The 13,188-nt window shown below is 35.8% G+C and carries 12 protein-coding genes and 1 tRNA gene; 10 read left to right on the forward strand and 3 right to left on the reverse strand.

Translation table 11 applies throughout. From position 1 onward, the window contains the following. Positions 1 to 5: 5 nt before the first annotated feature. Positions 6 to 452 (forward strand): DUF4296 domain-containing protein, encoded by a 447-nt coding sequence (locus GGR32_RS08470; RefSeq protein ID WP_183477767.1) that lies wholly within the window; start codon positions 6 to 8, stop codon positions 450 to 452. A gap of 21 nt (positions 453 to 473) precedes the next feature. On the opposite strand, the gene tyrS is transcribed toward GGR32_RS08470, so the two are convergent. Further along, entirely contained in the window at positions 474 to 1,784 is a 1,311-nt protein-coding gene (gene tyrS / locus GGR32_RS08475; protein ID WP_183477768.1) for a tyrosine--tRNA ligase, read from the reverse strand. Positions 1,785 to 1,869: 85 nt separating this feature from the next. On the opposite strand from tyrS, the gene GGR32_RS08480 reads away from it, so the two are divergent. Together GGR32_RS08480 and GGR32_RS08485 are read left to right on the forward strand one after the other, a co-directional pair. Next, positions 1,870 to 2,889, forward strand: a complete 1,020-nt coding sequence (locus tag GGR32_RS08480) for an SDR family oxidoreductase (RefSeq protein ID WP_183477769.1) — start codon at positions 1,870 to 1,872, stop codon at positions 2,887 to 2,889. 69 nt (positions 2,890 to 2,958) lie between these two features. Further along, positions 2,959 to 3,396, forward strand: a complete 438-nt coding sequence (locus tag GGR32_RS08485; RefSeq protein ID WP_183477770.1) for a Spy/CpxP family protein refolding chaperone — start codon at positions 2,959 to 2,961, stop codon at positions 3,394 to 3,396. A gap of 67 nt (positions 3,397 to 3,463) precedes the next feature. On the opposite strand, the gene GGR32_RS08490 is transcribed toward GGR32_RS08485, so the two are convergent. Beyond that, entirely contained in the window at positions 3,464 to 4,606 is a 1,143-nt protein-coding gene (locus GGR32_RS08490; RefSeq protein ID WP_183477771.1) for an acyl-CoA dehydrogenase, read from the reverse strand. A 219-nt stretch (positions 4,607 to 4,825) separates the two neighbouring features. Here GGR32_RS08490 and trxA point away from each other — a divergent pair, with 219 nt between their 5' ends. The 4 genes from trxA to GGR32_RS08510 all read left to right on the forward strand — a co-directional run bounded on the left by trxA (position 4,826) and on the right by GGR32_RS08510 (position 7,330). Beyond that, on the forward strand, positions 4,826 to 5,143 hold the full coding sequence (gene trxA, locus GGR32_RS08495; RefSeq protein ID WP_183477772.1) for a thioredoxin: 318 nt from the start codon (positions 4,826 to 4,828) through the stop codon (positions 5,141 to 5,143). A 76-nt stretch (positions 5,144 to 5,219) separates the two neighbouring features. Further along, positions 5,220 to 6,146, forward strand: a complete 927-nt coding sequence (locus GGR32_RS08500) for a DUF58 domain-containing protein (RefSeq protein ID WP_183477773.1) — start codon at positions 5,220 to 5,222, stop codon at positions 6,144 to 6,146. Between the two features lie 56 nt (positions 6,147 to 6,202). Continuing rightward, positions 6,203 to 7,081, forward strand: a complete 879-nt coding sequence (locus tag GGR32_RS08505) for a T9SS-dependent choice-of-anchor J family protein (RefSeq protein ID WP_183477774.1) — start codon at positions 6,203 to 6,205, stop codon at positions 7,079 to 7,081. A gap of 175 nt (positions 7,082 to 7,256) precedes the next feature. Then, positions 7,257 to 7,330: transfer RNA gene (locus GGR32_RS08510), tRNA-Asp, on the forward strand. Positions 7,331 to 7,572: 242 nt separating this feature from the next. On the opposite strand, the gene GGR32_RS08515 is transcribed toward GGR32_RS08510, so the two are convergent. After that, positions 7,573 to 8,403 (reverse strand): universal stress protein, encoded by an 831-nt coding sequence (locus GGR32_RS08515; protein WP_183477775.1) that lies wholly within the window; start codon positions 8,401 to 8,403, stop codon positions 7,573 to 7,575. Between the two features lie 158 nt (positions 8,404 to 8,561). Between GGR32_RS08515 and rimP the strand changes: the two genes are divergently transcribed. From rimP to infB, 3 genes are read left to right on the forward strand one after another with little or no spacing between them, the layout of a single operon-like run. Next, on the forward strand, positions 8,562 to 9,020 hold the full coding sequence (rimP, locus tag GGR32_RS08520; RefSeq protein ID WP_183477776.1) for a ribosome assembly cofactor RimP: 459 nt from the start codon (positions 8,562 to 8,564) through the stop codon (positions 9,018 to 9,020). 12 nt (positions 9,021 to 9,032) lie between these two features. Further along, the gene (gene nusA / locus GGR32_RS08525; protein WP_183477777.1) at positions 9,033 to 10,268 is read left to right on the forward strand and encodes a transcription termination factor NusA; all 1,236 of its coding nucleotides are present in this window, start codon (positions 9,033 to 9,035) and stop codon (positions 10,266 to 10,268) included. A 56-nt stretch (positions 10,269 to 10,324) separates the two neighbouring features. After that, entirely contained in the window at positions 10,325 to 13,153 is a 2,829-nt protein-coding gene (gene infB / locus GGR32_RS08530; protein WP_183477778.1) for a translation initiation factor IF-2, read from the forward strand. Positions 13,154 to 13,188: the final 35 nt, after the last annotated feature.

Below are 13,188 nucleotides of genomic sequence, written 5' to 3' on the forward strand. Positions count from 1 at the left end.
TAAAGATGCGAAACCTTTATATACTTCTAATAATTGTTTTAACATGTGCTTTTAGCTGCCAACAAGTAACAAAAGCACCAAAACCAGACAAATTAATTTCTGAAAAAGAAATGGTTTCTATTTTGGTTGATTTAGTAAAGCTAGATGCTGCAGAGAGTTATAGCGGTGTGGAAGTAACAAAACGCAAGGTTTCACTAAAAGAATTGTTGTACCAAAAGCATCAAGTAGATAGTACACAGCTGGCAGATAATATTGCGTATTACACAGAAGATGTTACTGTAAGCGAACGCATTTTTAATGAAGTAAAAAAGATTTTAGATGAAGAGCAACAAGCTGTAGACTCGTTAAAAACCGATAGTAATGCTGTGCTTTCAGAGATAGAAAAAGCATCGTTTGAAAGTTTAAAGCTAGATTCGCTTCGTGTTAAAGATAAAGAAACAGGCGCTAATTAATTAACGCCTGTTTTTAAAATTTTATATCGCTTTGATGATATAAGTGTTTTTCTTTCCTTTATTTAAAATAATATACTTCCCGTTAATTAAGTCTGCTTCTGTTAGGCTGTAGTTTTCGTTAACTTTTTCCTTGTTTACCGCAACAGCATTGCTTTGTAGGGCGCGTCTAGCTTCACCATTACTGCTTAAAAAGTTTGTTTTGGCAGCTAAAGCAGCAATCATGTCTACTCCTTTAGCGAGCTCTTCTTTTTTAAGCTCTGCTTGTGGTACGCCTTCAAAAACATCTAAGAAAGTTTCCTCGTCTAAACTAGCGATATCGCTTTTAAAAGAATCACTAAATAAAATAGAAGATGCTTTTTGAGCAACTTCAAAAGCTTCTTTGTTGTGTACAAAGGTAGTTACTTCTTCAGCTAACTTCTTTTGAAGAAGCCTTAAATGTGGTGCTTCTTCGTGCTTTTTAATAAGCTCTTCGATAGTCTCTCTGTCTAAGAAAGTGAAAATTTTAATGTATTTTTTTGCGTCTTCGTCTGAGGTGTTTAGCCAAAATTGATAAAATTTATAAGCAGAGGTTTTGTCGGTATCTAACCAAATGTTTCCTCCTTCAGACTTTCCAAACTTACCACCATCTGCTTTTGTAATTAATGGGCAAGTCATGGCATATACTTTGGCATCTTCGCCAGGTGTCATACGTCTAACAAGTTCTGTTCCTGTGGTAATATTTCCCCACTGGTCACTCCCACCCATTTGTAGCTTACAGCCTATGGTTTTGTATAAATGATAAAAGTCGTACCCTTGAATAAGTTGATAAGTGAATTCAGTAAAAGACATTCCGGCAGCTCCGTCTTCTCCGCTAAAGCGTTTTTTAACAGAATCCTTTGCCATCATATAGTTTACAGTAATGCGTTTTCCTACGTCACGGGCAAATTCAATGAAAGAGATGTTTTTCATCCAATCATAATTATTTACCAGCATAGGAGCATTTTCTTCTTTGCCATCAAAATCTAAAAAACGCGATAATACACGTTTAATTCCGGCAACATTTTTTGCTAGTGCTTCATCATCTAGCAGGTTACGCTCGTCGCTTTTTCCAGAAGGGTCGCCTATCATCCCAGTAGCGCCTCCTACAAGGGCAACGGGTTTGTGTCCAGCACGTTCTAGGTGGACGAGTAAAATAATAGGTACAAGACTTCCTATGTGAAGAGAGTCGGATGTTGGGTCAAACCCAATGTAAGCCGTAGTCATCTCTTTAGAAAGTTGTTCTTCTGTTCCTGGCATAATGTCTTGTAACATGCCGCGCCAGCGTAAATCTTCAACTAAAGGCTTTAATTTCATTTTATAAAATTTTATCAATCTTACAAAGGTAAAAATCATACTTCAAAATACTTATTTATTCTGAACATTTATTTAATTTAGAGGCATGATTTTAATTACGGGAGCAACAGGCTTGGTGGGAACTTATTTATTATCCGTTTTATTGGCAGATAAAAGTACTAGGGCGCCGATAAGAGCATTATATCGTACAGTAGAAGCTAAAGAAGCTTGTTTGGAGCGTTTGAAAGAAATAACAACGGCAAATATTCCTGTGGGAGCTTTTGAGCGATTATCGTGGTTTAGGGCAGATGTTACCAGCATTCCGGAGTTGTCTGATGCTTATAAAGGGATTGCTTATGTTTACCATTGTGCCGGATATATTTCGTTTAACGAAAAAGATTATTTTAAGTTAAGAAAGGTAAATATAGAAGGAACGGCAAATGTTGTTAACTTGGCATTGACCTATAATGTAAAAAAACTTTGCCATGTAAGCTCGGTAGCTACCTTAGGGGAAGAATTACAAGGGGTTGAGCTTACCGAAGATTCTGCAAGGATTTCAGAGAAGGTTTATAGCAGTTATTCTATTACCAAATATGGAGCTGAAATGGAAGTTTGGCGTGCCTCGCAAGAAGGGCTTCCGGTACTTATTGTTAATCCAGGTGTAATTATAGGCGCCGGTAATTGGCAGCAAGGTAGCGCAAGTTTGTTTTCTAGAGTAGCTAAAGGCTTAAGTTTTTATTTGCCAAAAACAACAGGTTTTGTTGGAGCAGCCGATGTTGCGTCTTTTATGTATAAAGCAATGCAAAGTAAGGTGTATAACGAACGTTTTATTTTGATTTCAGAAAACTGCTCGTTTAAACAAGTGTTGACTAAAATCGCAAAAGAATTATTGGTAAAACCTCCAAAAGTTGCTGTAAAAAAATGGATGTTACAGTTAGGGTGGATTATCCAGGGAATAACGAGTCGTTTAGGTGGGTCTAAATATATTACAAAGCGATTTATAGAAGAGGCTTTTACCGAAACACTATATAGTAATAAAAAAGCAATAGATGAATTAGGATTTACCTTTACTCCTATTGATACAGTAATTGAAGAAACAGCAAAGTTGTATCAATTAAAAAAGTAGTGCAATAAATGTTAAAAAGTTTTATTTTTTAATGTTTAGTCTTAATTTTAGTTGTCATATAAATAAAAAATGTATTATGAAAAATATTATCGCAACAGCATTGTGTTTGGTAGGTCTAGTAAGTTTTGCGCAACAAAAACAGCTACTCCAGAGCAATTACAGCAAGTAGAACGTCATGTGGCAGAGATGGATAAGGAGTTAAATTTATCTGCAGAACAGAAAGAGAAAATAAAAGTATTAGCATTAGAGCGAGTTCAGCAGCGGGAAATGAATGTAGAGGAAAGAGAAGAAGCTGCCAAACGTAGAAGGGCAATGCAAGCAGAACCTAAGCACATGATGGCTGAACGTGAACAACGAAAGTTAGCGCATGAACAGCATATTGAGGAATTAAAATCTATCCTTACCGAAGAGCAGTTTCAAAAACTTCAAGAAAGTAAAAAGCTGAAGACAAAACACAAAGAAAAGCCTAGTAGGCAAAAACACCATCGTCAAGGAAGAAGGATGTAATAAGAAAAATAAGAGAATAAAAAAACCTGTTTCATTGAAACAGGTTTTTTATGAGTTACGGCAACGTCTAGTCTTTAAGAATGGCTCTAGAAATTACTATTTTTTGTATTTCAGAAGTACCTTCATAAATTTGCGTAATTTTTGCATCACGCATTAATCTCTCTACGTGGTATTCTTTAACATAACCATTACCTCCGTGAATTTGTACAGCTTCTATGGCAGTATCCATAGCAACTTTAGAGGCGTATAATTTGGCCATAGCTCCAGAAAGGTCATAATTTTCATGGTTGTCTTTATCTTTGGCAGCCTTCATTACTAAATGTCTAGCAGCTTCAATTTGCGTGTGCATATCGGCAAGCTTAAATGCGATAGCTTGGTGGTTACATATTTCTGTACCAAAAGCTTTACGTTCTTTAGAGTATTTTAGTGCTAACTCGTATGCTCCAGCGGCAATACCAAGTGCTTGTGCCGCAATACCTATACGTCCTCCAGAAAGTGTTTTCATGGCAAATTTAAATCCAAATCCATCTTCCCCGATGCGGTTTTCTTTAGGAACTTTTACGTCGTTGAAGATAAGTGAATGAGTGTCGCTACCTCTGATTCCTAATTTTTGCTCTTTAGGGCCTATTTCAAAACCTTCCCAGTTTTTTTCAACAATAAAAGCGTTAATTCCTTTGTGTTTTTTCTCTTTATGAGTTTGAGCAATTACAAGGTAGTAGTCTGCAGAACTTCCGTTGGTAATCCAGTTTTTGGTACCATTTAAAACGTAATGGTCTCCCATATCGATAGCGGTAGTTCTCTGTGATGTAGCATCACTACCGGCTTCTGGTTCGCTTAAACAGAATGCTCCGATAGATTCTCCTGTAGCTAACTTTGTTAGGTATTTTTGTTTTTGTTCTTCGTTTCCGTAGGTTTCTAGCCCCCAGCAAACTAACGAGTTGTTTACAGATACGATTACCGAGCAAGAAGCATCTATTTTAGAAATTTCCTCCATGGCAAGTACATAAGCGACTGTATCCATTCCGCCTCCACCATATTGTGGGTCAACCATCATTCCTAAAAATCCAAGTTCTCCCATACGTTTTACTTGTTCTGTTGGGAATTCTTGTTTCTCGTCACGTTCTATCACCCCTGGTAATAGTTCATTTCGAGCAAAATCACGAGCCGCATCGCGTATCATTAAATGCTCTTCGGTAAGCTTAAAATCCATATTCTAATTTTTTTAAATAAAAATGCATACAAATATACTTTTTCGAACAGAAGTATCAAAAACGATACCTGTTTTTGTTGTTTATTTATAGGAAGTTTAAAATATGATAGTTCTTTAATATAATTCTAATTAATGGTGCTATAACGTATTATAATTGTGTGTTGTTGGTTTTTAATGATATATTTCGCTAATTTTGTAGAAATAAAAAACATAAAAATTATGGCATTAGAAATAACAGACGCAAGTTTTGATGAAGTAGTATTAAAGAGCGATAAGCCTGTAATGGTTGACTTTTGGGCTGCTTGGTGTGGGCCTTGTAGAATGGTAGGACCTATTATTGATGAGTTAAGTACAGAGTACGAAGGGAAAGCTGTTGTAGGAAAAGTAGATGTAGATGCAAATCAAGAGTTTGCTGCAAAATATGGTGTGCGTAATATCCCTACGGTATTAACATTTAAAAATGGAGAGCTTGTAGATCGTCAAGTTGGTGTGGCGCAAAAAAGCGTATATCAACAAGCAATAGATAAGCTTTTGTAGAAGAGAAAAATAAATCGATTTGATAAAGGGTTTGGTGATTCACTAAACCCTTTATTTTTTTAGTACTTTTGGAAATATGGAATTTTTAGATCAAATACAACAGCCTTTGGGTTTTGAGCGGTTAGACTTATTGGCAAAGCAAGTAGTAGAAGGATTTATATCTGGCTTGCATAAGAGTCCGTTTCATGGGTATTCCTCAGAATTTGCAGAACATAAACTGTACAATAAAGGCGAAAGTACAAAGCATATAGATTGGAAGCTTTTTGCAAGAACAGAAAAATTATACACAAAACGTTATGAAGAAGAAACCAACCTTCGTTGCCATTTGATTATAGATAATTCTTCTTCTATGCATTATCCTATCGTTAAAAACCCGAGCATAGATAGGTTAAATAAAATAAGTTTTTCAGCATTAGCTTCAGCAAGTATCATGCAATTGCTAAAAAAACAACGAGACGCTGTAGGGCTAAGTGTATTTAGTGATACTTATGAATATTATGCCTCAGAAAAAGGGAGTGCAAGGCATTATGCCATGATATTAGATCGGCTCTCAAAGCTAGTGATGCAAAGTACCACAAAGAAAACCGAGATGAGTACTTATTTGCATCAAATAGCGGAGAAGCTTAAGAGGCGCTCGTTGGTGATTATATTTTCAGATTTATTCTCTTTAGAAGAAAAAGCTTTAGAAGAACTGTTTGATGCCTTATTGCGATTAAAACACCAGCAACATGAAGTGATTCTTTTTCATACCTATGATAAAGCAACAGAATTGGATTTTAATTTTAATAATATCCCCAAACGCTATACAGATATAGAGACAGGAGATAAAATAGATTTATATGCCGATAATGTAAGGGGGGTTTATCGTACAGCACTAAAAGCTTATTTTAACGAAATAAAACTAAAATGCCTTCGGTATAAAATAAATTATGTGCCTGTAGATTTTAAGCATGAAATAAACAAGGTTTTAACTAGGTTTCTGTTAAATAGGCAGAAATTTTAGGATTATAATATAAAATGTATTACATTGGGGTTTTAATTAATGTAAAATTTATTATTATGAAGAAAATTACCCTAACACTAGCGGCTGTAGCAGCTGCTATAAGTATGAATGCACAGACTGTTCTTTTTGAAGATGATTTTGAAAGCCATGATGATTTCATTATTGATAACATTGGAAGCTGGACAATGGTAGATGTCGACGGGTCTCCTACGTATGGTTTTAATGGAATTACGTTTAATAATTCTGGTTATACAGGTTCTTTCATTGTTTTTAACACAACTACAACAAATCCTCCTTTAGATCCTTCAGATGCTGCAGATTGGAGTGCTAGAAGCGGTAATAAGTCACTAGCCTGTTTTGCTGCATCAACACCGTCTAATGATGATTGGTTAATTACTCCTCTTGTTACATTAGGAAACCAAGAAAACACACTTAAATTTTATGCTAAAGCTGCCGATGGTACTTATTCTAACGAAGTATTTGATGTTGCGATTTCTACTACAGATACCCAACCTGCAAGTTTTACAGTAATAGATGGTAATTTGACCCCTTCTCCAGCTATGCAGTGGGTCGAATATGAGTATGATTTAGATGCATATGCAGGTCAAGATGTGTATGTGGCTATTCATGTGAAATCAAATGATCAGTTTGGATTCCAAATAGATGATTTTTCTATAACTGCTGGAGGAATGAGTATAGATGAAAACTCTTTTGAAGGTTTTACTTATTATCAAGACTCAGAGTACCTTACTTTAAAGGCTCAGTCTCCTATGGCTAATGTAGAGGTGTATAATTTATTAGGGCAAAAGATTGCTGCTCATACTTTAAATACAGTAGAGGCGCAACTTCCTATTGCATCTTTACAAGCGGGAGTTTATGTTGCTAAAGTTACTATAGAAGGAAAAGTGAGAGGTTTCAAATTTGTGATAAACTAAATTAAAAGAATGTTTTGTTTAGTAAGCACCCTTTTTTAGGGTGCTTTTTTTGTTTGTTTAAAAAACTGATAATTAGTTTATTAAATAATAAATGTAAAAAATAACTAAAAAAAAGAATAAAAAAAGTTTGCGGCAAACATAAAAGGTTGTATATTTGCCCTCGCAATAAAGCAACGGTCTGGTAGTTCAGCTGGTTAGAATATCTGCCTGTCACGCAGGGGGTCGCGGGTTCGAATCCCGTCCAGACCGCAAAAACAAAAAAGCTTCAGTAGTAATATTGAAGCTTTTTTTACGAAGTTGTGTTGTGAATATGAAGCTTAATTAAAAGCTTGATATTTTGTGGTTTAAGTGAATTTAAACCAATGAAGAGCTTTTCCTGTTATAAGGAGAGGCTTTTTTTGTGGGTGAATTTTGTGTAAAAAAATAGCCCTGCATGTATTTTATAGCAGGACTATCTTCAAATTATGATTTATTTATTAACCCTTCTTTTTTTATACTTTAAAGGTAATTACGGGGCGTTGAGCGTGATTTATTAAATCTTCACTAATGCTGCCGTTTAGGAAATGGGCAAGACCTTTGCGTCCGTGTGTACTAATACCTAGTAAATCGGCATTTACTTTTCCAGCATAGTTTAGGATGCCTTTTTCAACACTCTCGTCGTTGTAAACAGTAAGACTGTAGTTTTTAAGATCTAAACCTTTTAAGTAATTATTGGTAACGTGGTCTGTGTAATCGGTTGTTTTAAATTTATTTGGGGTGTTTACATAAATTAAATGTAATGTGGCATCTATTGTTTTTGCAAAATTTACAGCTTCGTTAAAAGATTTTTTGCTTTCCTCGGTGAAGTCTGTAGCGTAAACAAAGCTTTTTATATTGTCAATTTCAATATAGTCTTTAATAACGAGAACAGGAATATTGGAGTGTCTTACAACTTTTTCGGTATTAGAGCCTATAAAGGCTTCTTTAAGTCCGCTAGCGCCTTGGCTGCCCATTACTACCAAATCGCACCCGTGCTCTTTGCTTCCTGCCATAATTCCTTCAAAAGCACTGTTAAACTGCACGGTTTCGTGTACAGTAATACCGTTTAGGTAATCTCTGCTCATAACGTCTTCAAAGCGTTGATGGGCTAATTTCATGAAATAAATAGATTCTGGAATTGAGCTTCCAGCATCGCGTACCGACGGATCCATTAGCTGGGTAGGGAGCTCTAACATGTGGAGAAGGAAAATTTCACTATCGTGTTTTTTTGCGATTTGAGCTGCTACTTTTAGGGCGTCTTCAGCTTGTTCAGAAAAGTCGGTAGGAACAAGTATTTTTTTCATATTTAGTTTTTTAGGTTAAAAATTTCACATAAAGATACAAATTTTTTATGGTAAATCTAATTTAATATCTAATAAATTATTTGTATGTTTGCATCACGAAGTGAACGAAAATATTTAGAAGGGGACGTTAATGTCCCCTCTTTTTGTAAAAATAATCAATGCGAGATAAGGTTAAAGTATTATTAGATAGGGCTTTGGAGGAGAACTCGGAGTTGTTCCTGATAGATTTTGAAATTAAATCTGGAAATAATATTGCCGTAGTGATAGATGGCGATAAAGGAGTCTCTGTAGAAGATTGTATTGCAGTAAGCCGTGCGATAGAACATAATTTAGACCGCGAAGAAGAAGATTTTTCTTTAGAAGTAACTTCTGCAGGCGTAGGAAGCTTATTGAGCTTACCTAGGCAATATAAAAAAAATATAGGAAGAAGGTTGTATGTGAAAACAGCAGATGAGGTTTATGAAGCAACATTGATTGCAGCAGATGATGCCGCAATACAACTTGCTTGGAAAGCAAGAGAGCCTAAGCCAGTTGGTAAAGGTAAAGTAACGGTAAAAAAAGAAATAACACTCCCTTATGAGACTATAGCAGAGGCGAAGGTGGTGATAACATTTTAATAAAACGAAGGTATGGAAAATATCGATTTAATTAACTCCTTTTCAGAATTTAAAGATAATAAGCATATCGACCGTGTTACGCTTATGGCAATTTTAGAAGATGTATTTAGAAATGCCTTAAAGAAAAAATTTGGAGAAGACGATAATTTTGATATTATTATTAACCCCGATAAAGGTGATTTAGAAATTTGGCGAAATAGAACCGTAGTAGCAGACGGAGAGGTAGAAGATGAGAATCAAGAAATTTCTCTTTTTGAAGCTAGAAAAATAGAGCCAGATTTTGAAGTAGGCGAAGATGTGTCGGAAGAAGTAAAACTAATAAGCCTTGGGCGTAGAGCAATTTTAGCATTAAGACAAAATCTTATTTCTAAAATTCATGAACACGATAATACCAATATCTATAAACAATTTAAAGATTTAGAAGGAGAATTATATTCGGCAGAAGTACACCATATTCGTCACCGTGCAGTAATTCTTTTAGACGATGAAGGGAACGAGTTGGTTATGCCTAAAGAAAAACAAATCCCATCAGATTTCTTTAGAAAAGGAGATAGCGTAAGAGGAGTTATAGAAACCGTAGAATTAAAAGGAAATAAGCCAGTAATAATTTTTTCAAGAACAGCACCCGTGTTTCTAGAAAAACTATTCGAACAAGAAATTCCAGAGGTATTTGATGGCTTAATCAACGTGAAAGATGTAGTGCGTATCCCAGGAGAGAAAGCAAAAGTAGCCGTAGACTCTTACGACGATAGAATAGACCCAGTAGGCGCTTGTGTAGGGATGAAAGGTTCGCGTATTCACGGGATTGTTAGAGAGTTAGGAAACGAAAATATAGATGTAATTAATTACACAACCAATACACAACTTTATATTGCAAGAGCATTAAGCCCAGCTAAAATTACTTCCATCAAAATAGATGAAGAAAATAAAAGAGCCCAGGTTATGCTAAAACCAGAAGAAGTTTCTAAAGCAATAGGAAGAGGAGGACATAACATAAGATTGGCAGGACAGTTAACCGGTTATGAAATAGACGTGTATAGAGAAGGAAGTGCAGATGAAGATGTAGAATTATCTGAATTTGCAGACGAAATAGAAGATTGGATTATTAAAGAGTTTTCTAGAATAGGCTTAGATACCGCTAAGAGTATTTTAGAAAAAGAGGTGGCAGACTTGGTTAAAATTACCGATTTAGAAGAAGAAACCATTCTTCATGTCATCCAGATTTTACAAGATGAGTTTGAGGACTAGTTTCCTGAAAATTTCATCAGTAATAATTAAAAACGAGGTAAATAGAGGTAAAATATATGGCAGGTTCAAAAACAATGCGATTAAACAAAGTTATACGCGAATTCAATATTTCGTTAGATAGAGTAGTAGACTTTTTGAAGTCTAAAGGCTACGAAATAGAAGCGCGCCCAACAACAAAAATTTCTAATGAAATTTATCAAGTTCTTTTAGATGAGTTTCAGACAGATAAAAGTAAAAAAGATGCTTCTAAAGAAGTAAATGAAGAGCGAAGAAAAGAAAAAGAAGAATTGCGTGTAGCAAGAGAAAAAGAACTCGAGGAAAAACGCAAAAAAGAAGAAGAGGAAAAGCGCAAAGAGGAAGAAGAGCGCAAGCGTAAAGAAGAAGAGTTGCGTATAGCGAAAGAAAAGGAAGAAGAAAAGAAAAAAAATGAAGCCACCTCTTCTCGTCGAGAATTAGGAGGTATAAAACAAGTAGGGAAAATAGATTTAGAGAAAACCCAACCTACAAAGAAAAACAAGGCAGAAAAGCCTAAAGTACAAGAAACCGCTAACGGAAATGAGAAAAAGGAGAAACCTCAACCTGCTTCTAAGCCCAAAGATGTTTCGTCAAAAAAATCGCAAGCAATTCCTCAACAGCAAGACAAACCCCAGCCTAAACAAAACAAACCTCAACCAGTAACAGCAGAACCTAAAAAAGAAGAAAAACCAGAAGAAGTTAAGCCAGAAGAGCAAAAAATAGAAACAAAATATAAAAAGCTAGAAGGGCCGAACTTTACAGGTAAAAAAATAGACTTAAGTCAGTTTGAGAAAAAACCTAAGCCAGCAAAGAAGAAAGATGAAAAATCTAACGATGATAAAGGCAAAGGTACACGCCGTCGTAGAAGACGAATAAATAAAGATGTTGCAGATAACAATAACAGAAAGCAACACGCAAAAAAAGGTAAAAAGCCACAACAACGCCCTGTAGTTAAAGAAGAACCTACAGAAGAAGAAGTACAAAAGCAAATTAGAGAAACCCTAGAAAAATTACAAGGGAAATCAAATAAAGGAAGATCTGCAAAATATAGACGAGATAAGAGAGATCAACACCGTCAAAAATCTGCAGAAGAACTTGCACAACAAGAACAAGAAAGCAAAGTACTTAAAGTTACAGAATTTGTAACGGTAAGCGAAGTTGCAACAATGATGGATGTACCCGTCACTAAAGTAATTTCTGCATGTATGGCATTAGGAATGATGGTAACAATGAACCAACGATTAGATGCCGAAACACTTAGTATTGTTGCAGAAGAATTTGGGTACGAAGTAGAATTTGTAACAGCAGATCTTGAAGAAGCCATCGAAGAAGAACAAGACGCACCTGAAGATCTAGAAAAAAGAGCACCTATTGTAACTGTAATGGGGCACGTAGACCACGGTAAAACATCGTTGTTAGATTATATCCGTAAAGAAAATGTAATCGCAGGTGAAAGCGGAGGAATTACTCAGCACATCGGAGCTTACGGTGTGCAACTAGAAAACGGAGAAAAAATAGCCTTTCTAGATACACCAGGTCACGAAGCCTTTACAGCTATGCGTGCCAGAGGAGCGCAAGTAACAGACGTGGCTATTATTGTAATCGCAGCAGATGATGACGTGATGCCACAAACAAAAGAAGCAATATCTCATGCGCAAGCAGCGGGAGTTCCAATGATATTTGCTATTAACAAAGTAGATCTGCCAACTGCCAATCCAGATAAAATTAAAGAAGCTTTAGCAAACATGAACTTGCTAGTAGAAGATTGGGGAGGGAAAATACAATCGCAAGATATCTCTGCCAAAAAAGGAATGGGAATCAAAGAGCTTTTAGAAAAAGTACTGCTAGAAGCAGAACTCCTAGACTTAAAAGCGAACCCTAACAAAAAAGCAACCGGTACGGTAGTAGAAGCTTTCTTAGATAAAGGTAGAGGGTATGTTTCTACAGTATTAATTCAGAGCGGAACACTAAAAATAGGCGATTATGTTTTAGCTGGGACAACTAGTGGTAAAATAAAAGCCATGCACGATGAGCGCGGTAACCAAAAGCAAGAAGCAGGCCCATCAACCCCAGTATCAATATTAGGATTAGATGGAGCACCTCAAGCAGGAGATAAATTTGTGGTGATGGAGGATGAGCGCGAAGCAAAAGATATCGCTGTAAAAAGAACTCAGCTTCAGCGCGAGCAAAATGTACGTACACAACGTCATATTACTTTAGATGAAATAGGTAGACGAATTGCTTTAGGAGACTTTAAAGAACTAAACATTATTCTAAAAGGAGATGTAGACGGTTCTGTAGAAGCTCTTACCGATAGCTTCCAAAAATTATCTACAGAAGAAATACAGGTAAACATTATCCATAAAGGAGTAGGAGCTATTACCGAGAGCGACGTATTACTGGCCTCTGCCTCAGATGCTATTGTAATAGGCTTTAACGTGCGTCCTGCAGGAAATGCAAAACAAGTAGCAGAAAAAGAAGAAATAGATATCCGTACATACTCTATTATCTATGATGCAATTAACGACCTGAAAGATGCTATGGAAGGAATGCTTTCGCCAGAAATGAAAGAAGAGGTAACAGGAAATGCAGAAATTAGAGAGACCTTTAAGATTTCTAAAATAGGTACCATTGCAGGATGTATGGTTACCGATGGTAAAATATTTAGAAATAGCAGAATAAGATTAATAAGAGACGGAGTTGTAATTTATACAGGAGAATTAGCATCTTTAAAACGCTATAAAGATGACGTTAAGGAAGTCTCTAAAGGTTACGAATGTGGATTACAAGTGAAAAACTATAACGACATACGCGAAGGCGACGTAGTGGAAGCTTTCCAAGAAGTAGCTGTTAAAAAGAAACTTAAATAAATAATAAAGAACAGTTAAGGAAGACGTTAATCGGA

The organism is Mesonia hippocampi (assembly GCF_014197445.1).
Taxonomy (GTDB): domain Bacteria; phylum Bacteroidota; class Bacteroidia; order Flavobacteriales; family Flavobacteriaceae; genus Mesonia; species Mesonia hippocampi.